Annotated in this window: 21 protein-coding genes; 6 read left to right on the forward strand and 15 right to left on the reverse strand. The window is 38.0% G+C overall.

Annotated features, from left to right (window positions below; genetic code table 11):
- Positions 1–18 precede the first annotated feature (18 nt).
- Both RUH95_RS05975 and RUH95_RS05980 read right to left on the reverse strand, forming a co-directional pair.
- Positions 19–477: a PadR family transcriptional regulator gene (locus RUH95_RS05975; RefSeq protein WP_313891926.1), complete on the reverse strand. Its 459-nt coding sequence runs from the start codon at positions 475–477 to the stop codon at positions 19–21.
- A gap of 144 nt (positions 478–621) precedes the next feature.
- Positions 622–2,157, reverse strand: a complete 1,536-nt coding sequence (locus RUH95_RS05980; protein ID WP_313891927.1) for an FAD-dependent oxidoreductase — start codon at positions 2,155–2,157, stop codon at positions 622–624.
- A 94-nt stretch (positions 2,158–2,251) separates the two neighbouring features.
- On the opposite strand from RUH95_RS05980, the gene RUH95_RS05985 reads away from it, so the two are divergent.
- On the forward strand, positions 2,252–2,608 hold the full coding sequence (locus RUH95_RS05985; RefSeq protein WP_313891928.1) for a DUF2500 domain-containing protein: 357 nt from the start codon (positions 2,252–2,254) through the stop codon (positions 2,606–2,608).
- Positions 2,609–3,163: 555 nt separating this feature from the next.
- On the opposite strand, the gene RUH95_RS05990 is transcribed toward RUH95_RS05985, so the two are convergent.
- From RUH95_RS05990 to RUH95_RS06010, 5 genes are all read right to left on the reverse strand, one after another.
- On the reverse strand, positions 3,164–4,804 hold the full coding sequence (locus RUH95_RS05990; RefSeq protein WP_313891929.1) for a choice-of-anchor I family protein: 1,641 nt from the start codon (positions 4,802–4,804) through the stop codon (positions 3,164–3,166).
- Between the two features lie 146 nt (positions 4,805–4,950).
- Complete coding sequence (locus RUH95_RS05995) at positions 4,951–6,348, reverse strand: alanine/glycine:cation symporter family protein (protein WP_313891930.1); 1,398 nt, start codon at positions 6,346–6,348, stop codon at positions 4,951–4,953.
- 103 nt (positions 6,349–6,451) lie between these two features.
- Entirely contained in the window at positions 6,452–7,156 is a 705-nt protein-coding gene (locus tag RUH95_RS06000; protein WP_313891931.1) for a DsbA family oxidoreductase, read from the reverse strand.
- A 102-nt stretch (positions 7,157–7,258) separates the two neighbouring features.
- Positions 7,259–8,188, reverse strand: a complete 930-nt coding sequence (locus RUH95_RS06005) for a manganese-dependent inorganic pyrophosphatase (protein ID WP_313891932.1) — start codon at positions 8,186–8,188, stop codon at positions 7,259–7,261.
- A gap of 45 nt (positions 8,189–8,233) precedes the next feature.
- Positions 8,234–8,677: an Rrf2 family transcriptional regulator gene (locus RUH95_RS06010; protein WP_313891933.1), complete on the reverse strand. Its 444-nt coding sequence runs from the start codon at positions 8,675–8,677 to the stop codon at positions 8,234–8,236.
- A gap of 164 nt (positions 8,678–8,841) precedes the next feature.
- Here RUH95_RS06010 and hmpA point away from each other — a divergent pair, with 164 nt between their 5' ends.
- The 3 genes from hmpA (at position 8,842) to RUH95_RS06025 (ending at position 11,207) form a co-directional block, all read left to right on the forward strand.
- Positions 8,842–10,029 (forward strand): NO-inducible flavohemoprotein, encoded by a 1,188-nt coding sequence (gene hmpA / locus RUH95_RS06015; RefSeq protein WP_313891934.1) that lies wholly within the window; start codon positions 8,842–8,844, stop codon positions 10,027–10,029.
- A 76-nt stretch (positions 10,030–10,105) separates the two neighbouring features.
- Positions 10,106–10,255: a hypothetical protein gene (locus RUH95_RS06020; protein ID WP_313891935.1), complete on the forward strand. Its 150-nt coding sequence runs from the start codon at positions 10,106–10,108 to the stop codon at positions 10,253–10,255.
- A gap of 151 nt (positions 10,256–10,406) precedes the next feature.
- Positions 10,407–11,207 carry a GNAT family N-acetyltransferase gene (locus RUH95_RS06025; RefSeq protein WP_313891936.1) on the forward strand — a complete coding sequence of 267 codons (801 nt, stop codon included), beginning with the start codon at positions 10,407–10,409 and terminating at the stop codon, positions 11,205–11,207.
- A gap of 42 nt (positions 11,208–11,249) precedes the next feature.
- Here RUH95_RS06025 and RUH95_RS06030 read toward each other — a convergent pair whose 3' ends face one another.
- The 3 genes from RUH95_RS06030 to RUH95_RS06040 form a co-directional block, all read right to left on the reverse strand.
- On the reverse strand, positions 11,250–11,834 hold the full coding sequence (locus tag RUH95_RS06030; protein WP_313891937.1) for a DNA-3-methyladenine glycosylase: 585 nt from the start codon (positions 11,832–11,834) through the stop codon (positions 11,250–11,252).
- Between the two features lie 17 nt (positions 11,835–11,851).
- The gene (locus RUH95_RS06035; protein ID WP_313891938.1) at positions 11,852–13,123 is read right to left on the reverse strand and encodes an acetyl-CoA hydrolase/transferase family protein; all 1,272 of its coding nucleotides are present in this window, start codon (positions 13,121–13,123) and stop codon (positions 11,852–11,854) included.
- 136 nt (positions 13,124–13,259) lie between these two features.
- Positions 13,260–14,471: an MFS transporter gene (locus RUH95_RS06040; protein ID WP_313891939.1), complete on the reverse strand. Its 1,212-nt coding sequence runs from the start codon at positions 14,469–14,471 to the stop codon at positions 13,260–13,262.
- 174 nt (positions 14,472–14,645) lie between these two features.
- Here RUH95_RS06040 and thrC point away from each other — a divergent pair, with 174 nt between their 5' ends.
- Positions 14,646–15,701, forward strand: a complete 1,056-nt coding sequence (thrC, locus tag RUH95_RS06045; protein ID WP_313891940.1) for a threonine synthase — start codon at positions 14,646–14,648, stop codon at positions 15,699–15,701.
- Positions 15,698–16,615, forward strand: coding sequence for a homoserine kinase (gene thrB / locus RUH95_RS06050; RefSeq protein ID WP_313891941.1), 918 nt, complete (start codon positions 15,698–15,700; stop codon positions 16,613–16,615). Before thrC ends, thrB begins: the two co-directional genes overlap by 4 nt.
- Before the next feature lie 18 nt (positions 16,616–16,633).
- Here thrB and zupT read toward each other — a convergent pair whose 3' ends face one another.
- The 5 genes from zupT to RUH95_RS06075 form a co-directional block, all read right to left on the reverse strand.
- On the reverse strand, positions 16,634–17,443 hold the full coding sequence (zupT, locus tag RUH95_RS06055; RefSeq protein WP_313891942.1) for a zinc transporter ZupT: 810 nt from the start codon (positions 17,441–17,443) through the stop codon (positions 16,634–16,636).
- A 680-nt stretch (positions 17,444–18,123) separates the two neighbouring features.
- A complete protein-coding gene (locus tag RUH95_RS06060; RefSeq protein WP_313891943.1) occupies positions 18,124–18,774 on the reverse strand; it encodes a uracil-DNA glycosylase in 651 nt (216 codons plus the stop codon).
- A gap of 54 nt (positions 18,775–18,828) precedes the next feature.
- Positions 18,829–19,437: a phosphatase PAP2 family protein gene (locus tag RUH95_RS06065; RefSeq protein ID WP_313891944.1), complete on the reverse strand. Its 609-nt coding sequence runs from the start codon at positions 19,435–19,437 to the stop codon at positions 18,829–18,831.
- A gap of 112 nt (positions 19,438–19,549) precedes the next feature.
- Entirely contained in the window at positions 19,550–20,809 is a 1,260-nt protein-coding gene (locus RUH95_RS06070) for a DUF4179 domain-containing protein (RefSeq protein WP_313891945.1), read from the reverse strand.
- Positions 20,806–21,306: a sigma-70 family RNA polymerase sigma factor gene (locus RUH95_RS06075; RefSeq protein WP_313891946.1), complete on the reverse strand. Its 501-nt coding sequence runs from the start codon at positions 21,304–21,306 to the stop codon at positions 20,806–20,808. Before RUH95_RS06075 ends, RUH95_RS06070 begins: the two co-directional genes overlap by 4 nt.
- Between the last annotated feature and the right edge of the window lie 78 nt (positions 21,307–21,384).

The raw sequence follows: 21,384 nt of genomic DNA on the forward strand, positions 1-21,384 counted from the left end.
CGAATTCCCCTCTCTCTATCAAATTTCATGGCGTAAGCGTTCCGTAATTTCTTCCATAAAAGCAACTAATTTTGCAGTGCCTTCTGGATTTCGACGTGCTTGCTTAACTGCTCTTCTCATCTCTATTTCCCACAAATCCATTGTAGCTTTTAATTGAGTTGCCTCATCCGAATTTTGCCAAACCCAACGTGCCTTCCACCCATCCCAAAACTCACCTTCTCTACTGTCGGTGAACTCTTTCAAACGCACCGTCCCTTTTTCCGTTATAAAATAAGTTTTTTTGTCTGATTCAGGCTCTAAATCTATCAGTTCTTTCTCCAAAAGTTCTTGGAGTGCCGGATAAACCGTACCAGCACTCGCCGAATAAAGCCCACCAGAACGACTTTCTAATTCCTTCATAATTTGATATCCATGCATCGAGCCTTCCTTGAGTAAATGCAAAATGGCCCACTGGATAAACCCTCTCCGACGTTTCATACATATTCCTCCTTTATCTGTATCGATAATTTTAACCGATATATCGAATAAAAACAATCGAAAAAGAGCTTAGAAATTTGCTCTAAGCTCTTTTTTATTGTTATTTTAGTTGAATCAGATGGCTCTGCTTCATACGATTACTTTTTATTCGACAAACTCTATTTTCTCCAAAGGCTTGTACGCTGGACCTTCGATTACTTCCCCTGTGTAGGTGTAGCGAGAGCCATGACACGGGCAATCCCATGAACACTCTGCATCATTGAATACAACATCGCAACCGAGATGCGTACATACTGGTTTTACCAAATATACTTTTCCCGTAACATCCTTAAAAGCTCCGACTTTTCGTCCATCGAGCTTTACAATATCGCCTTTGCCAAGCTGTAAATCTTGAAACAACACATCGATTTTTTCTGTTTTCCCTTTAACAAGTTCTTTTGCAACATTTGCATTTGATTTGATGAAAGTAGAAATGTCTGCCATTTTCATTTTCGACCGTGTTGGTGCATATAATTCGGCAAATCGATTGTCTCGATCCAGCACATTATCTGCCATGATTTTTGCTGCAGCTGCACTATTTGTCATTCCCCATTTTGCATAGCCGGTCGCAACCAACACATCCTGCATCCCTGATGTCATTGGACCAACATACGGCACTTGATCGAGTGTCACTAAATCTTGAGCTGACCAGCGATAAGCATATTGCTTCACTTTGAATTGCTCTCGTCCAAACGCAGCCAATGCCTCGAAATTCGCGGTCGTATCCCCTTCAAATCGTCCTGTAATATGCCCTTCCCCACCAATTAGTAGGTACCTTCTGCCGTCAGTCCCTACTGTAGTTCGAATTGATCTGGACGGTTTTTCTACATTAATATATATTCCCTTCGGATAATTTGCTTCTGCCAGTGTAGCGATTACATAAGACCGTTCCGAATACATCCGAGTAAAATAAAGCCCATCTTCATCATTAAAAGGAAAATGGCTGCAAACTAATATTTTCTTTGCACGTATTTCATTGCCATCGACCATTTCGACTAAATTCGTTGAATGAATCGACTTTGCACGGGATTTCTCAAAAAATTGAACCCCCTTATTTTCCGCTTGCTTTACTAATGCTAGGGCATATTTCAATGGATGGAATTGTCCTTGGTTTTCTAATTTAAGTGATTCCTTTACTGTATACGGAAGACCAGTATCCTTTGTTAAAGTCGCTCCTTCAATTCCAAGCTTGTTATACGCTTCAAGTTCTTTCTGCAAAACTTCTACACCATCGTCTGTATTCGTATATAAAAAAGCATCTACTTTTTCAAAATGACACTGAATCCCCAATTCCTCAATCGTTTGTTCAATAAAATCCTTTGCCTCTGTATTCGCTTCATAATATAGTCGTGCTTTTTCTTCTCCAAAAGTATCGATGAGCTGCTGATAAATGGCCCCATGCTGTGCAGTTACTTTTGCCGTCGTGAATCCTGTCGTGCCTTTTAATATATCGCTTCCTTCCACAACGATTACTTTCAATCCACTATCACGCAGCAAATAAGCTGCTGTAATGCCAGTCAGCCCTGCTCCAATAATGGCAACATCCACTTCCATATCTTCATTTAACTTCGGAAAAAGCGGAAAATCTTCATGCGCACGCCAATATGATTCCGAATTACTCGGTAAAATATTTTCAATCATCTATAATTCCCTCCTATTTTTTCTATTCTCTATCTATTCACGAAACTTTATTCAATTCGAGCCGTAATAATAAAAGAAAGGAAGGAGAGAAATTATGTATTTTTTCGATATTATGAATATTGTAGGACCTTTATTTATTGGAACTGTTTTTATTATTGTTTTCGGTCTAATCATTTTTGCAATTATTAGCAGTATTAAACAGTGGAATAAAAATAATAATTCTCCTAAGCTATCCGTACCAGTGCAAATAGTTACAAAACGTTCGAATACAAGTGGGGGTTCTGGAAATAGCTCCGCTTCAACTTCTTATTACATAACATTTCAAGTAGAAAGTGGTGACCGAATGGAGCTTCTTGTTAGTGGGGGGCAATACGGTATGATAGCAGAAGATGACCTCGGTATCCTTACTTTCCAAGGTACAAGATTTCTTTCATTTGAGAGAAGAACATAAAAAGCGCACATAGTTTGCTAATGGATACGGTTGAGAGCGAAAATATTAAACAAAAACTAATCTAAATTTAGGCGGTGTCGGTGTTGTTAAAGCAATCGAGAAAACTGTTGTGAGTTGGAGATACTAGATTTATTTTTATGAAGGAAATTTAAATGTTGCGAAAGATTTCACTTAAACTAAAGCAGCAGGCTAGTTGAATAAATTCATTTTGTAGAAATAATCTGTAATGAAGGCGGTGACATTTTGTTTAAGAAAAGCATCAGGTTCTCTTCATTATATTTTATAGTATTAACTGTTTGGCAATTAATCGTAAAAGATGAGGTTATGTGGATAGATAATATAATTGTCTGTTTAATATTGTTCTTGATTATTCTGCTTTATGAATGGTCGAAAATTCCCTATAAGTGGAATAAGGGAAAACAATGAGTAAATTTTATTGGTCTTTAGATACTAGAATTCGTTTTTTTATTTGTTAGTAAAAGATTTCGCTTAAACAAAAATAGAGAAATATCCATCAAAAAAACGCTCAAACTTATGAGCGTTTTTCTTTTTTATCTATTTCTTTATATTCAATTCATAAACAGCCACAGTTCCAGATACTTCATGCGTTGCAGCTAGTAACGCAGTACCCGTTGGACTCACTTTTGCTGGGATAAATCGCAGACCTTCTGGAGACACATCTCCCTTAATATCCTCACTATAATCTCTACTAGAAATTAATTGAACAAATGCAGGTTTTACTGGATTAGAAAGATCATACACCATAATTCCACTTACTCTTTCCAATGCGATAAAAGCATACTTAGTACCATTCACTTCACCCGTAACTACTGTTTCAGGTTCTGGTCCTTTTGCAGAACTGCGCTTATCGTATGCTATTTCTTCATTATCCGTATTGAAATATTTAGGCATCGCCTTTGAAACAATTCGTTCAAAATCACTTCCGCTATCGTACACAAGCTCCATTGTTTCAGCATTAAAAATAGAGAAGCTACGAGCACCGTACGAATAAAGAGCTTCGTATGTTCCATCCTTTGTCAAACCATTTTCAATTGTAACTTTTGTCTTTTTCATATCTTTGAATAAACCATCTGCGACCATTTTATCCAATTCCACTTGTGTAAATCCTTTATAATTCTTCGCATCTAGTTTTATTTTATCCACTAGATCCCCAATCTCTGCCTCTTCGGAATATGCCTTGTAATCTCTAGAATCTCCTTCATTTGGCGTCAAAATATACGTTTTTCCATCCGAAGTGAAAGAATCAATTGCATCTGGCATGTATAATCCTAACAACGGAAGGCGCTCTATTTTCGTTTTCTCGTCCCGTTTACCATCTAATTCATTTCCAGCAACTGAATGATCCTTTACACCAAGACCTTTTACATGAAGAATTTTCTCGGAAAGTAAATCCACCGTTGCAATTGCATTATTTTCTTGCATAGACACATAAGCAAATTTGCTATCTTCCGAAACTGTCACATACTCAGGCTCTAATTGTTGCAGGGTAGTACCTTTTGAGCTAACACGAACTTTTTCATCCAATGGTACATCTTGAAATGTAAGATTATTTACTTTAAAGTCCTTTGGAGAACCCGTTACATCAATAATAGAAATGGTACCTTCTGGATCCACTTTATAATCATCACTTGGTTCACCTTCATTTGCAACGATTGCTCTTTTACCATCAGGTGTAAATATAACCATGTCTGGCAATGAACCAACTTGCACTTTTGATATATATTTCCCCTCTTTCGTCATGAAAACAATATAGCCTGGATCTGTTTTTGGATTGCTTACAACAGATACGGCAACTAAGTCTTTTGAAGGGTGTGAAGCAAGACTTGTAATATCATCTACATTCTCAATTCCAAAATCTTTTAAAAGGATACGTTTCGTCGATTTTACTTCTGTAAACTTTCCAGATTTCAAAGAACTAAAAGACAGAATATCAATTGCTGAATTTGCTCCATTCGTAACAAAAGCTCTTTTTAGCTTTTCATCATATGCTAGAATTTCCGTGCCACCAAGTCCTGACTTGCTATCATATTGACCAATTTGCTTGATGTTCAACTGATCCCCACTATATTCACTAAGAGGCGGTTGCTCTTTCGCAAGCACATTAAAAGGCTGACTCCCTGCAAACAATATACTTGCTGCCGTAACACTTGTTAATAATGTCTTTTTAATACCCAAAATCAATTCCCCCTATATTCTTCTTTCTGAGGTTAACTATATCTATCGAATGTTAAGAAATAATAAATTCTATGTGTTTTTTTTGTATATTTTCACAACAAAAAAACGTGCAAGCACTATAAAGTGGCTGCACGCTTTTTTGTTATTTATCTGTCTTCCTCGCCCCAACACTCCGTATTTTTCAATCCCGGAATTGTTTTTGCGTAAAACGTTGGATTTTTCCCCTCTTTGCGTTGGCTCGTAAAATCATCCAACACTAAGAACGCTATTTTCCCAAGTAAAAGAATAGTGATGATATTGATAACTGCCATGAGTCCCATAAACAAATCTGCTAAGTTCCATACGAGTTGTACATTCGCAATAGAGCCAAACATAACCATTCCTAGCACTATTGCACGGTAGCCTGTTAACCATCCTTTATGCGCATTCATAAATTCTATATTCGTTTCACCGTAATAGTAATTTCCAATAATCGAACTAAATGCGAAGAAAATAATCGCAATCGCTATAAAGTATGGAGCCCAACCACCCACATGTTCTGCTAATGAGTTTTGAGTTAAAATGATTCCATTACTTTCACCAGTATCATAAAGCCCTGCTAAAATAATGATGAATGCTGTCGCTGAACAAATAATAATCGTATCGAAAAACACACCTAGGCTCTGAACAAGCCCTTGTTTCGCAGGATGAGAAATACTTGCCGTAGCTGCTGCGTTTGGTACACTCCCCATTCCGGCTTCATTTGAGAATAAACCGCGGCGTACACCTTGCATAATAGCAACTCCTACTGCTCCACCAGCTGCCTCGCGAAGACCAAATGCCTCCGAAATGATTAAGCTAAACACCGCTGGAATTTCCGTATAATTAGTCACAACAACGTAAAGTGCAACGAGTAGGTAAAAAACAGCCATTACTGGTACAAACACTTGTGTCACTTTCACAATCCGATGTATTCCACCGAAAATAATCATCGCCGTTAACAAGACTAAAGCTACACCAATAGCCGCCGGAGCAATATTAAATGCTTCACCTACGGAAGTAGCAATCGTATTCGACTGCACCGCATTAAAAATAAAACCAAAACATAATGTTAAAAGAATACTAAAAACGATAGCTAATTTACGTTGTCCCAACGCTTTTTCCATATAGTAAGCTGGTCCACCACGAAACGTGTCACCATCTCTAACTTTATAAACTTGCGCAAGCGTACTTTCTATAAAAGCAGTTGCCATCCCAATAGTAGCAATAACCCACATCCAGAATATAGCTCCTGGGCCACCGACACCAATAGCTAGGGCAACCCCTGTAATATTCCCTGTACCTACACGAGAAGCAGTACTAATCGTGAATGCTTGGAAAGCGGAAACTCCACCTTTTTCTTCTTTCTTTTCCGCTATTAAACGAAACATTTCTGTAAACAAACGAAATTGAACAAACTTCGTACCAATTGTAAAATACAATCCAGCACCTAATAGTAATGCTATTAGGATATATGTCCATAAAACATTATTTACTCCATCCACAATATTACTAATCCACTCCATGTACTTTCCTCCTGCTATACCTCTAAGTTGATGCCCCTCCATGTCGTATAAAGAAGAACAAAAAAAACAGTTAGGACTTTCCCTAACTGGCTTTCTTGTTTTATTATATATCACATTTATCGTCTGTGCATAGATTTGCATCTTCACCAAGTGATTGTAGCTTTGGAGAAATTCCTTCTTCTGCCGCCACTTTTCTTAATGCACCTTCAAATGCTTCTGTTGGTTGTGCACCAGAAATAGCGTATTTATCATTTATTACGAAAAATGGTACTCCTCGAACACCAATTTGTCCTGCTCGTGCAATATCCATTTGTACTTCGTTTAAATAAGCATCCGAATCCAGTACTTTTTGTGCTTCTTCTCTTGATAATCCCATTGAATCGACTAGATCAAGTAACACATCATGTTTTCCTATCTCTTGCGCTTCAATGAAGTAAGCATGTAAAAGTAGCTCATTTGCTTCTTTAGCCTTACCTTGCTCTGATGCCCATTTTACTAGACGATGTGCATCTTCCGTATTAGCAGGCTTCATGCGATCAAAATCATACTCTAAGCCAACTGATTTTGCTTGTTCTGCTACACCCGCTGTCATTTGTTTTGCAGCTTCTACAGTAGAACCGTATTTTTCAGCAAGCACTTCGTACATAGACTTATCAGATATTTTGGGTGTGTTTGGATCTAGCTGGAAGCTTTTGAATTCTACTTCTGCTTGATCGGTAATACCAACTTGCTTTAGTGCCTCTTCTAGTCTTCTTTTACCAATATAACAAAAAGGGCAAACAAAATCTGACCATACTTCTATTTTCATCTCCATCACCTCCACTTTATTGTAAAGTGTGTTTCTTCTTATTTCAAAATAACTGCCTGTAATTAAAAAACTTCCTACCATTTATGATAGGAAGTCCATTTATTAGTTTGATAATGCTTCCGTTAGCGCTGGCACTACTTGTTTTTTACGAGACACGACACCTTTTAAAAGTGCAACATTGTTTTCGAACTTCGTACCAAACGCTGCCTCTGCTTTTAATGCCGCTTTTCCTAGTGCCAATGCAACCGAATCATTATTTAAAATATCCGTTACAACAAAGAAAAACAAATCTAATTCTTTTTCTTGAATAACGCCGTGGATCAATTTTTCTAGTTCTGCTTGGCGTCCCATTACATCATTAACATCCACTGCATTCACTTGAGCAATTTCCACTTTATATTCGCCCATGCCGAACTCTTTTGCATCTAATGAAAGAAGTTCCTCTAAGCTTTTATCACTTAAATCTGCCCCAGCTTTTAACATAGCTAGTCCATACTCTGCTGCATCTACTCCAGCAGTTTTTTCTAGCTCACGTGCTGCTACCACATCTTCGTCTGTACAAGTTGGTGATTTGAACAATAAAGTATCCGAAACAATTGCTGACAGCATTAAACCCGCAATATTTGCTGGAACTTCCACACCTTTTTCTTTATACAATTTATTTAATATCGTTGCCGTACAACCAACTGGCTCCGCACGATAATAAAGAGGCTCTGCTGTTTCAAAGTTAGCAATACGGTGATGGTCAATGACTTCTGTTACTTGTACTTCGTCAATACCTTCTGCACTTTGTTGTTTTTCATTGTGATCGACTAAAATAACTTGCTTCGCTTCAGAAGCGACATTTCCAATAAGTCTTGGTGCTTCAAAGCCAAACTTTTCTAATGCAAATTTTGTTTCATTATTTATCTCTCCAAGGCGAACTGCCTCTGCTTCTACACCAATTGCATTTTTTAAATGTGCATATACAATCGCTGATGTGATTGTGTCTGTGTCTGGATTTTTATGTCCGAATACTAATACTTTTCCCATGAAAATTCCTCCTAAAAAACATTTACCGAATTCATTTTATCATATTTACGGTCTTTGATTGAAAAGTAAATTTGCTAACTGTGATTTCTGATGTAGGAAATCTGCAAGTGTATACTCATCCAACACGTTCAAGTACGCTTTTAAAGCTTGCTGAAGCGCACCTTTCAAACTACATGCTGGCGTAATAACGCAGCTATTCGTCGTACAATCAAAACACTCAACTAGATGAAAATCATCTTCTGTTTTTCTTACAACTTGTCCTATATTAATCGTTTCCGGGGTCATCGCTAATCGAATACCTCCGCCACGTCCTCTCACCGTTTCGATGTAACCTAATTTTCCCAGCTCAAATGTCACTTTCATCAAATGATTTTTAGATATTCCATAAGCATCCGAAATCGATTGAATCGTCGAAAGTTCCTTATCTTCTTTTGTTCCAAGGTATATTAACACTCTAAGTGAGAAATCTGTATACATAGTTAATCTCATATTGCCACCGCCATTCTTCTTTTTCATTATAACGATTATGGCGATTCCGTGAAAGAAATGTGTCTGATTTATTAAAGAAGTATTTTAAATATTGCTTTAAGGTAAATTGGGGAGTATCGTAAGAGTTGTAAACAAACAAGAAAAGAAAAGGACGTGTAATCATTATGTTATCTCAACAAACAATTGATATCGTAAAATCTACTGCTCCAATTTTAGCTGATCACGGAGTTGAAATTACTACTGTTTTTTATAAAAATATGTTCGAAGCACACCCAGAACTACTAAATATATTTAACCATGCTAACCAAGCTAAAGGACGTCAACAAACTGCACTAGCAAACACTGTATACGCAGCCGCAGTACACATAGATAATCTTGGTGCTATTATTCCAGTCGTTAAACAAATCGCAACTAAGCACGTAAGCCTAGGTATTAAACCAGAGCATTATCCAATCGTTGGAGAGCATTTACTTGGTGCTATTAAACAAGTACTTGGAGATGCAGCAACAGACGAAATTATTGGAGCATGGGCAGAAGCTTATGGAGTAATTGCAGATGCATTTATCGGCATTGAAGAAGAAATGTATGTTGCTACTGAATCACAACCAGGTGGATGGCGCTTCTTTAAAGACTTCATCATTGCTAATAAAGTAGTCGAGAGTGACAATATAACTTCTTTCTATTTGAAACCTGCGGACAGTAACGTATTACCAACTTATGAGGCTGGCCAATTCGTTTCAATCCGAGTGAGTATCCCTGGAGAAAAATACTTATTGAATCGTCAATACAGCCTTTCAAAAGCAGCTGACTCAGATATGTATCGCATTTCAGTGAAAAAGGAAGATGAAAACAATCCTGAAGGAAAAGTATCTGTTCACTTACACAACACTGTAAATGTTGGAGATATCGTAGAACTTAGCGCTCCAGCTGGAGATTTCTTCTTAGATTCAGAAAAATCTACTCCTGTCACATTTATAAGTGGTGGTGTAGGAATCACACCAATGATGAGTATGTTCGACACAATTGCGAAAAACCAACCAAGTCGTTCTGTATCATTCATCTATAGTGCTCGTAATGAAAGCCTACATCCATTTGATAAAGACATCCGTTCTTTAATGGAAACAATGGAAGACACAAAATACGTTACACTTTACTCAGATGGTGGAGATGGCGTAATTACAAAAGACGTATTAGCAAAACATGCCATTCAAAACGGGGATGTATACGTTTGTGGACCTGCTCCATTCATGGAAGCAATGATTAATCACTTATTAGAACTTGGATACTCAAACGAAAAAATTCATTTCGAATTTTTCGGACCAGCTATGCATCTTGATTTAGTACAAGCATAATTGATAAGAAATGTGTAAGCGCCTATATCTGCCCCGACAGGCATGTTCTTCTGCGACGAGTAATCGCAGGAGCAAAATGGGGAAAAGCGAGGAGGCAGATCCACAGCCACCACAGCTTTGTTTATTGCGACGAGTAACCGCTGGAGCACTTTTCACATTTGACCCTGAGGGGCTAGGCACTGAAGCTGGACAGTTACTAAATAAGAGAGCTTATACTTTCTTATAAGGTAAAAAAGAGTTACTTCGTTTTTGAAGTAGTTCTTTTTTATTTTTAGGAATTATTTAACGTTCTAATGAGTGTTTAGTATTATGCACTTACTACCATTGATGCTATAATGAGCCTAACGATTTTTATTAATATGGAAATGAGTGAAATAATGTCTAAAGATTTCGAAAGCAAATATATCCCCCTCTCCAACTTTTTCAAGCAATCCACACATAAAGAACTAACCTTGGCATTCACTGAAATTGAAGCAATCATTGGACATACTCTACCTAACGCAGCTTATTTAAGCAGCAGCTGGTGGAAGAAAACGAAGCCGCCCGCTTTACACTATTTCGCTTGGACGAACTATGGCTACTCTGTAAAAGAAGTAGAACTTGGAAAGTCTGTCACATTCCAAGGAATTATTCACGAGAAAGATGAACGACCAGCCGATGAAAATAATCAGCAAGATATCCTTATTATTCGTGAAGCAGAACTGGAAGATGCACGCGCATTTATCCATCTACAAGAAACTATCTTTTCCGAAACAGACTTTATGTTATATGGAAAATCTGACATGCAAGTAACCGTTCAAAGTATGCGCAAAAAAATGACTGCTTGGAAACACTCCACGAACTCCATTTTGCTACTAGCAATTATGAACGGGCAATTCGCTGGATTCTTACTAATCTCAGGTGGTCCAGGTCCTCGTGCATTACACCGTGGATCAGTTGTCATTGGTGTAAAAAAAGAATTTTCCCAAAAAGGGATTGCCTCTTCTCTTATGCGCCAAGGTGAAAATTGGGCTAAGGGAGTTAATATTTCTAAGCTCGAGCTTACAGTCATAAGAAATAATGTAAACGCTCAAAAGCTATATAAAAAGCTAGGGTTTGAAAATGAGGGTACACGGAAAAATGCACTCATTATTGACGATCAATTTGTTGATGAGTATTATATGGGAAAACTTATATAAGCAAAAAGCACGGAGAGTCCAGTAGACTCCTCGTGCTTTTTGTTATCTTGCTTTCGAAACGAACGGATTATCTGTTGCCCAAAAGCGCCATGGATAATGTACAGCCTCTTCGCTATTTCCAATGCCAATTCTTGGTCCAGTTGAAACATTCATGACTTGTTCACCTTCTGCGATATACAACGGCTTTTCCGTCCAAGGTTTCCCGTAATAATCCATTGTAATACCTAATGCTTTTGTAAGTTTGCCTGGTCCATTCGTCCATTGTTTCATCGGCTGATTTTTTCGATGCTCTTGCATTACTTCTAATCCTTCTATCGGCTCCACTGCGCGTATTAATATTGCATTAGGAGTTCCAATCGCACCAGCTACAACATTGATCAATGTATGCGTATGCATTTGGTACGTATATATTTGTCCAGCCTCACCAAACATAATTTCTGTTCGCTTCGTTCTTCTATTTCCATAACTATGTGCCGCCTTATCTTCAGGTCCCATATATGCTTCTGTTTCCACTATTTTCCCAATAAGTACGCCACTGCTATGCTCATGGACAATATATTTCCCTAATAAATGCTCTGCTAATTCTAATGTTGGTTGGTGAAAAAAAGATAGATCAATTGGTTTCATACATCGAATTCTCCTCGTTAAATAAAACCTAGTTTCTTCGCTTCAAATGCTAATTCTTCTCTGAATTTAGGGTGTGCAATAGAAATTAGTTGTTTTGCGCGTTCTGAAATAGGCTTACCATACATTCTAGCAATTCCATATTCCGTAACAATTGCATCTACATCATTTTTCGAAGTTGTTACGACTGATCCTGGCGTAAGATTTAGCTTAATGCGTGAAATCTCCTCTCCCTTTGCTGTAGATGACATACATACAAAACCTTTACCTTCCTTGGCAAATCGAACGCCTCTAGCGAAATCGGCTTGTCCTCCAGTAGATGAGTAATATTTTCCAGCTACTGTTTCGGAAGCACATTGTCCGTATAAATCGACTTCTGTCGTTGCGTTAATCGAAACAATTCGTTCTTCTTTTGCAATTTCTCTCGGGTCATTCACTATACTTACCGGTAAAAATTCAACCGATGGATTATTATGAAGAAAATCATATAACTTCTTTGAACCATGCGCAAATGTTGCAACAATTTTTCCTTTATGTGTAAACTTTTGTGTACCGTCTATGACACCAGCCTCCGCAAGGTCAACTATGCCATCCACAAACATTTCTGTATGAATACCTAAATTTCGATGATTTTTCAGCAAGCTAACAACTGCGTTTGGAATGGAACCTATTCCAATTTGTAAAGTGTCTCCATTTTTAATATTTTCCGTTACGTATTCTGCGATTTTAATGTCTTTTTCTCCAATTGGAACTGCAATATCTTCCACTAAAGGGCGATCATTTTCTACAAATCCAACAATTTGACTAATATGAATTTGATTTTCTCCAAATGTACGTGGCATATGCTTGTTTATTTCTAGTATGAACGGAACCTTGCCAATAAATTCACTAACAATGTCCGCTTGTGTACCTAAAGAAAAGTAGCCAAATTCATCCATTGGCGCCGCAACTGCCATTACAATAGATAGGTTTGTAGCACTTTTTAATATTCCAGGTATTTCATGAAAATTATTTGGCACAAGGTCTACAAATCCTTGCTGAAACATTTTCCGAGTAGCGCCACCTAGAAAATAAGAAACATGTGAAAGCTTTCCAGGGTACGCTCCTTCTATATATTTTCTCGATTGCAACGCAAGTAATTGATGTATTTTTACATTTGTTAATGCGTCTGCATTTGCTTCTAAAATATCAAGTAATTTATTTGGCTCTCCATTTGTTAATGGTAGAATAATATCGGCATTTTTTTCGATTAAGTCGATTATTTGCCTGTCAGTTAGTTGTTTGTTTTTCATGTACGATACTCCTGCTCATTTTTACTTTTGTCCAACCTTCTAATTATACCCCGATATGCATCCTTTAAGAAACACTACACGTCGTTTCAGACGAAAAAAGAAAAGCCTACGTCCATATTGGATGCAGGCTTGTCACTTATTCTAATTCCACTTGTTTTGTTTCTGTTCCTAAAAATAGAACTGCCAATACACCGACTGCAATAGCGACGCAAAAAATGCTGAAAATATATCCAATTTCATATCCACCAGTTACAAGGAAGCCGACTAATAATGGCCCTAATATACCTCCTACTCGTCCAACTGCTGCCGCCATTCCTGACCCAGTTGCCCGAATAACTGTCGGGTATTGCTCTGGTGAATAAGCATACAACGCTCCCCATGCCCCTAAATTAAAGAACGATAATAGCATGCCTGAAATAACTAGCAAAGTTGTGGCTTCTGCTCCACCAAATACAAAAGCACTTGCTGCTGTTCCAAGTAAATAAGTTACTAATACAAACTTTCTTCCAACTTTCTCGATTAACCATGCTGCGGAGAAATATCCGGGCAATTGTGCAAGAGTCATGATTAATACATATTCAAAACTTTTAATAAGGCTAAATCCTTTCATGACCATGACACTAGGAAGCCATAAAAACATTCCATAATAAGAAAATACGACTGTAAACCAGACGATCCACAGCATTAACGTGCGCTTGGCATATTTTCTTGACCATACTTCTTTCATATTTTGCAAAATCGTTCTAGATTCTGTTTTATTTGCAGTATATTTAGGTGAATCTGGTAGTTTTATTCGTAAATAAATTGCATAAAATGCTGGCAATGCTGTGATGATTAATGCTATTCTCCAGCCGTAACTTGGAATTATAAAATAGGCAATAAGTGCGGAGAGAAGCCAACCAGCTGCCCAAAAGCTTTCGAGAAGAACTACTACTCGTCCTCTTTCTTTTGCTTCTACACTTTCCGATACTAGTGTTGATGCAACAGGTAATTCTCCACCAAGGCCCATCCCAACAAAGAAGCGCAATATTAAAAAGGCTACTAACGTTGTGGTCAGTGCAGATAATCCACTAGCTATAGAAAACATTAATAAGGTAATCATAAATATTTTTTTGCGTCCCACTTTGTCTGCAAAAACTCCGAACACTAGTGCACCCACTGCCATACCGATCGAATTGACACTTCCAATCCAGCCCATTTCGGTTGGAGTTAAGTTCCACTCTACTGCTAACGCTGCGATTACAAAGGAAAGTATTCCAACATCCATTGCATCGAACATCCACGCCAGTCCTGCAATACCTAGTAATTTATTTTTCGATAACGGCTTTTGTTGCTTCTGTTTACTCATCCCAAACCCCTGTCTTTACACTTGTAATGTTTTTAGTTTACATAGATAGTATACGCACACATTAGCAAACATTCAATAGAAAATTATTCTTGTCTTTTGCACTTTAGTGCGGTAACATGTCCTTTATAGAAATACATATGTTTCTTTAAGAAACACAGAGAGGCGGAACACATAATGGCTTGGCAAGGACTGATTGAACAATATAAAGAATTTTTACCTGTAACAGAGAAAACACCAAAATTAACATTGCACGAGGGTAATACGCCTCTTATTAAACTAAATAACTTATCGCAAGAACTAGGAATTGAATTATATGCAAAAGTAGAAGGAGCAAATCCTACTGGGTCATTTAAGGATAGAGGAATGGTATTCGCAGTTGCAAAGGCAATCGAAGAAGGTAGTGAATGTGTTATTTGTGCATCCACTGGAAACACATCTGCTGCTGCTGCCGCATACGCAGCACGTGCCGGTATAAAATCCATCGTCGTTATCCCGAAAGGAAAAGTAGCGCTTGGTAAATTAGCACAAGCATGCATGTATGGATCAAAAATTATTGAAATTGACGGCAACTTTGATGATGCATTACAAATTGTTCGTAAAGTAAGTGAAACATCACCTGTAGCACTTGTGAACTCTGTAAATCCATACCGTTTAGAAGGACAAAAAACTGCGGCATTTGAAATTGTTGATGCACTCGGTTCATCCCCAGATTATTTATGTATTCCAGTAGGTAACGCTGGCAACATTAGTGCCTACTGGAAAGGCTTCAAAGAATATAATGAAGTAAAAAATTCTGGTCTACCAAAAATGTTTGGTTTTGAAGCAGAAGGAGCAGCGGCAATTGTTCAAGGTGCACCAATCGCTAATCCAGAAACAATAGCAACTGCAATTCGCATCGGAAATCCTGCAAGCTGGGCATTAGCAGAGGCAGCTCGTGATGAATCTGGCGGTATTATTGATTCTGTTACAGATGAAGAAATTTTATACGCTTATCAATTAATCGCTAGTCGAGAAGGTATATTTGTAGAGCCAGGTTCCGCCGCATCTTTAGCAGGAGTAATTAAATCTGTGAAAAGCGGGAAAATTGCTGCTGGAAGCAAAGTAGTAACAATCTTTACTGGTAATGGTTTAAAAGATCCTGATACTGCTATGCAAGTTTCTACAGTTGATTTGGTATCTTTAAAAAATGACGAGGAAGACATTCGTCAATATATTGAGGGGGTACTATGAATAAAAGCTGGCATCTTTCCATACCTGCAAGTACTGCAAACTTAGGTCCTGGATTCGATTCAATCGGAATAGCACTAGATAAATACTTGGAAGTAGATGTGGAAATTGCTACGGAATGGAAAATTGTTAATTTATCAGGCAATCTACCAGAAGTAGCAAATCCACAAGAGCACTTAATCGTACAAGCGGCGGAAAAGACTGCTGCTTTACATGGGCGTGCATTACCTCCTTGCCACTTAGCTGTAAAAAGCGAAATTCCGCTTGCTAGAGGAATGGGAAGTAGTGCCTCTGCCATTGTTGCTGGAGTAGAGCTTGCCAATCAGGTGTTGCAATTAGAACTCACTGCTCATGACAAGCTGAAAGTTGCAACTGAAATAGAAGGTCATCCCGATAATGCGGCGGCTTCTATTTTCGGTGGCTTCACGATTTCATCCAATGCAGATAATGGAGACATCCATGTGTTTCATGCGTACCATATCGATGCAGCATTTGTTTTATTCATCCCTAATTTTGAATTAAAAACAAAAGCTGCTAGAAGTGTTTTGCCAGAGCAATATTCTCGAAAAATGGCTGCACAGGCAAGTGCTACTGCAAACTTGTTAACAGCTGCATTTCTATCGCAGTCGTTTGAACAAGCCGGTGTTTATATGGAGAAGGATTTATTTCACGAGCCATATCGACTTGATTTAATTCCTGAAAGTAGAAATATTAAACTAGCTGCTAAAAAGGCTGGTGCATTCGGCACATGCATAAGTGGAGCTGGTCCAACCCTTCTGTCCCTTATACAAAAAGGTACAGAAGAAGCGTTCATCTCCAAATTAAGCGGAGCATTTCCAAACATTGAAATGCTCCCAGTAGAAATGAACCGAACAGGAATAGTTGTCAAAAAAGCAGTGAAGCTCTCACGTAAATGAGAGTCTCACTGCTTTTTATTATGCTAATAACACTAAGCTCAATGCCATAACAAGCATTCCGGCTACAACCCCGTAAATAGACGAATGTGTCTCATCGTATTTTTTAGCTGCTGGCAATAATTCATCTAATGAAATAAAGACCATAATCCCTGCTACCGCGGCAAATATAATACCAAACATCACGCCATTTAAAAATGGCATCAAAATTAAAAAAGCAACTAATGCTCCAACTGGTTCTGCAAGTCCCGATAGAAACGACAGCTTAAATGCCTTTTTACGACTGCCTGTTGCATAATAAATTGGAACGGCAACTGCAATTCCTTCTGGAATATTATGAATCGCAACTGCTATTGCAATCGCAATTCCTAAATTAGGATCTTGAAGCGCAGATACAAACGTAGCAATCCCTTCTGGAAAGTTATGAATACCAATCGCTAGGGCAGTGAAAACACCCATTCTCATCAGCCTTGTATATTCAGCATTGCTTGGCTCTACGTCCATATCCTCTACACTTTTTACTTCATGAGGATTACCTAGCGACGGGAGTAGTCGGTCAATTAGCGCAATGAAGATCATTCCACCAAAGAAACCAGCAATTGTCATCCAGTACCCATTTGTTGCACCAAGTTCGGCCGTCAATGAATCTTTTGCTTTTACAAATATTTCAACTAAAGATACATAAATCATAACTCCGGCAGAAAATCCTAATGCTACGGATAAAAACTTTGTATTTGTCCTTGTAGTCAATAAAGATAGTAAACTCCCTATCCCTGTTGCTAGGCCAGCGAATAACGTAAGTAATAATGCAAAAACAACGTTTCCTTCCATCAACCCATCTACTTTCTCATTATCAATTATAGATTAGTATACGCAAAAAGTTTCCTTTGCGCAACTATTTTTTACGAGTGAAATATTTGAGAACACTTTAAAACAAAACACTCATTTTCGACTTGCTTTACATATAGTGCGTCATAGTGAATAGCCACTATGCCTCCGCGCTTGCCGCACCTTGCATGAGCCAACTTGTGCTGCGCCCAAGTGGGTCTCATACTTCGGCTCATGCGGCCCGACGCGCTACGGCATTAAGTATTTAACTATCTATATAAGCTATTATTCATGGCGACTTGGACTTATCTATAAAAATTGACGATGAGTCTTCCTCTTCCCCATGCTTTTACACTTTCATTTACTGTCCCTCTACTTAGTTGGAAAAATGGAGGGTTTAGTTGGAATTTTAGCGCATTTAGTTGGAAAAACATTTATTTCCACTTTTTCTTCCACTCCGAATACGTAAGCAAGCTCCATTGGATTCGAGCGAAAGAGGCGGCGACACCTGCGGGAAAAGCCCGAGCTGAAGACCCTGGACTGAACGAAGTGAGGGAAGCGGCTGAAGCCGTGCCCGCGGTAAGCGTCTGCCTCTGTAGCGCAAATCCCTGCCGAAACCACTAAGACGCACTTTATCTAGAAAACGAACGATAATAGAAAATGGTTAATCCACATGCGTAATATTAGGCTTCTAAGGAAGAAATGTATTTACCGATTTCTAACCAGTCCTTTTCAACAAAATCACGATTCGAAGGGCGATAAAAAACGGATGCAGGATGATAGGTTGGAATAATTCTATAAGGTTCAGAGGACCATAAATAGTCACTGCCATCCAGTGAAGCTAAATGTCGCACAGAATGCTCTATTACTTTCCCATGCAGTTGAGACACTTTTGCATCTTTCCCAAGCAATCGCTGTAAGCCGACATTCCCTAATGTAACAATAACAAGTGGTGCTATATTTTTTAGTTCATAATCGAGCAATGGAGCATGTGCAAGTATTTCTTGTTGAGTCGGTGGCCTATTATATTTTCGCTTAGTTATTTCTCCATTTCTCATTTTTTTCTCTTTCCATATATATGGGCGACTTCGGACCGAACTTGTCATATAAACATCTTCTCTCGTTAAGCCGATGCTCTTTAATGACTTTTGTAGTTCATCACCTGCCCTCCCGATAAATGGGATGCTCTGTATTGCTTCATTTTCACCTGGTGCTTCTCCAATAAGCAATATAGATGGATTTTTAGGTCCACTCCCCCTAACAAAGCCTTCTACAGGGAAACCTTCTATTCGTTTCATTCCGAGTGCAACTATTTCATCCGGTAGCTCAAACATCCGACTAAATCCCCTTTTAAAAAACCTTTCCGATGAAGGAAAGGATTTTAGTACTTATTTTATTGGGCGAAAGCTTCTTTTTCTATATTCGTACCAAAATGCAACTATAACAAACCAAGTATACCCAAGCATCCATCCTGCAAACACATCCGATGCAAAATGACGATGCTCCGCAATTCGAGAGAGTCCTATTAAAGCCGCGAGTACGACTGCCCCTAGCCATATTAAAACCCTTACTTTTTTATCGGATTGATATTCTGTTAGGAAATAAGCAATCGTAAATACATAGAGCAATCCGAGCATTGCATGTCCCGATGGAAAACTAAAACTCTCCAGCTGATGTGGCACATCTGGTCGTTCTCGTTGAATCCATTTTTTTAAACCCTGATTTAAAACATTTCCAACCCCAACGGAGAATAAAACAAATAACATGCCGCGATAATTTTTTGACCGTCCCCATAAATAAGCGAGCAAGACCAGCATAACGGCTATGACAAATACTGGTTCTCCTAAGTAATGAAAAGCAGTGATGAAGGCATTGTCACCAAGTAAGTTCGTCATTTTTGTATCTATTTGAATCATTTCGTCTCGAGAGAAGGTGAAAAAAAGCATAGCAAAGCCTAATAAAGTAACAAGTCCGAGTGGATAAAATATTTTTTTCATACAACGTCTCTCCTATCTGTTACCAAAAATTATAAGCTAGTTAATAACAGATGTACACTTAAAACATATAGAAAAAGATGTTCAAAAAGAAGAACTTTTGAACATCTACACTTTATTTCAATGGAATATTCAGTTCGATATTTTTTCCAATAGGATTGTAATAATAGTTCAAATATATTTTTGCTTTACCATCATACTCTTCAAATTGTGTCGTTTCAACGTCATACTGCTCATCTCGTGAAACCTTGTTGCCTAAATGCTCTAACTTCGTACCGTCTTCTTTTACAGCGTCATACATCATTAAAAGTCTGTCATTATTATCCCATTTATCCACAGCAACTGATACCTCTTGCTGCTTTACGGAAATGTCCCAATCAAAATAATCGGGCTTTGTAAGTACTTCTTTCGTTGCAAAATCGACTTCAATAAAATCCTCGCCCTTTGGAACGGCTTGAACAGCTCCAATTATAGCCGTTAGTGACTCTGGATCATCGAAATAATTACTTTGCAAATAGACCGTATATTTGCCTTCGCGAATATCTCCTGCTGCTGTAATGCCTTGTCTAAGTCTATCTCTCCGCTCACCATTTTCCGTCACGACTGCAATATCATCAAGCGCTACTATTCGCATTGTATTAGCTGGATCTATTTCAATATCTAGGGCCACTTTTAATGGAGAACGACGAATTTGTATAATTGTAAATTTCTGGCCATCGACATCTACAATGCGATTCGCAGCAATAATTTTTTCTTCTGCGATTTCATGTTGTAGTGTAAACGGTACCGTAATTTCAATATTCCCTTTCACTTTATCATTAAAATGAAAAACAGCTTTAAAATCCTTCGAAGTATAAGAAATCGGCTCTGAAAAGTCATATTCTACGGAAGAAGAAATATATGTTTGATCTGATGCATTCTTGATAAATGTACAGCCACATTCTATTTCATCGTCCCCTTGGAATAATTGAACTTTCTCTAACTGTAATTCCGAAATATCAAATAGGGCGTCAGCGCCATAGAAAAGTACAAGTCCTGAATAATCTGCAATCACCCCTTGTAATGTAAGAGATAGACCACTTTTTGACCGCTTCTCATTAATTTTTTCATAGTAATCATTGTCTACAACATCTTTAATCCCTTTATCTATGCTAATCACTGTTACTATTGCTTCAAAACCAGGTATTTTTGCGACATAACTAGCAATCGTAGGAGAAACACGAATCGAAAATATAATACTTACGCAAAACAAAGCAACTAATGCAATTGGAACAATGCGCTTCTTCGTTCTTTTTTCTCGCTGAACTTTACGTAACATGTCCATTCGGTTTTGTTGAAGTTTCTCTTTTGGTACGTCAATCGGTCGTTTACTCATAGCCAGTCCTCCTTTTGTCCCGCAGATTTTTTAAGCTTCTTGATTATGTGATGAAGCTTAGATTTTACAGTGCCTTCTGGAATTTGATTTAGTTCTGCAATTTCTTTGTTTTTGAGTTGTTGAAAATATTTCATATAGACGAGTTGCTGCTCCGACAAAGTTAAATGTTCCAATAATCGCTCCATATCAGAATAAATAACCCGCTCCACTACGTGATGTTCTTTAATTGGAACAGTTGGTTTACGTTTTCGTAAATGGTCTTTACAACAATTGATTAACACGCGCACGAGCCATGTTCTCGCATATTCATGCTGTTTGACGGTATCCATTTTTTTTAAAGCCTTATAAGTAAGATCTTGCATCACGTCTAAAGCGTCTTGCTCATTTTTCATATATGTAAAGGCCATACGATATAAAATGTCTTCATCCATTTCAATGAGTGAAAGTATCGCTTGATGATCTCCACGAATAGCACGCTCCACGACTTCAAATCCCATCTATTTCGCCTCCTTTTCTCATTAGACGCAGCGATGTTTCATTTCGTTCAAAATTTTTAAATTTATTTCCTTGAATCT

It is taken from the genome of Psychrobacillus sp., assembly GCF_032154225.1.
Lineage (GTDB): Bacteria > Bacillota > Bacilli > Bacillales_A > Planococcaceae > Psychrobacillus.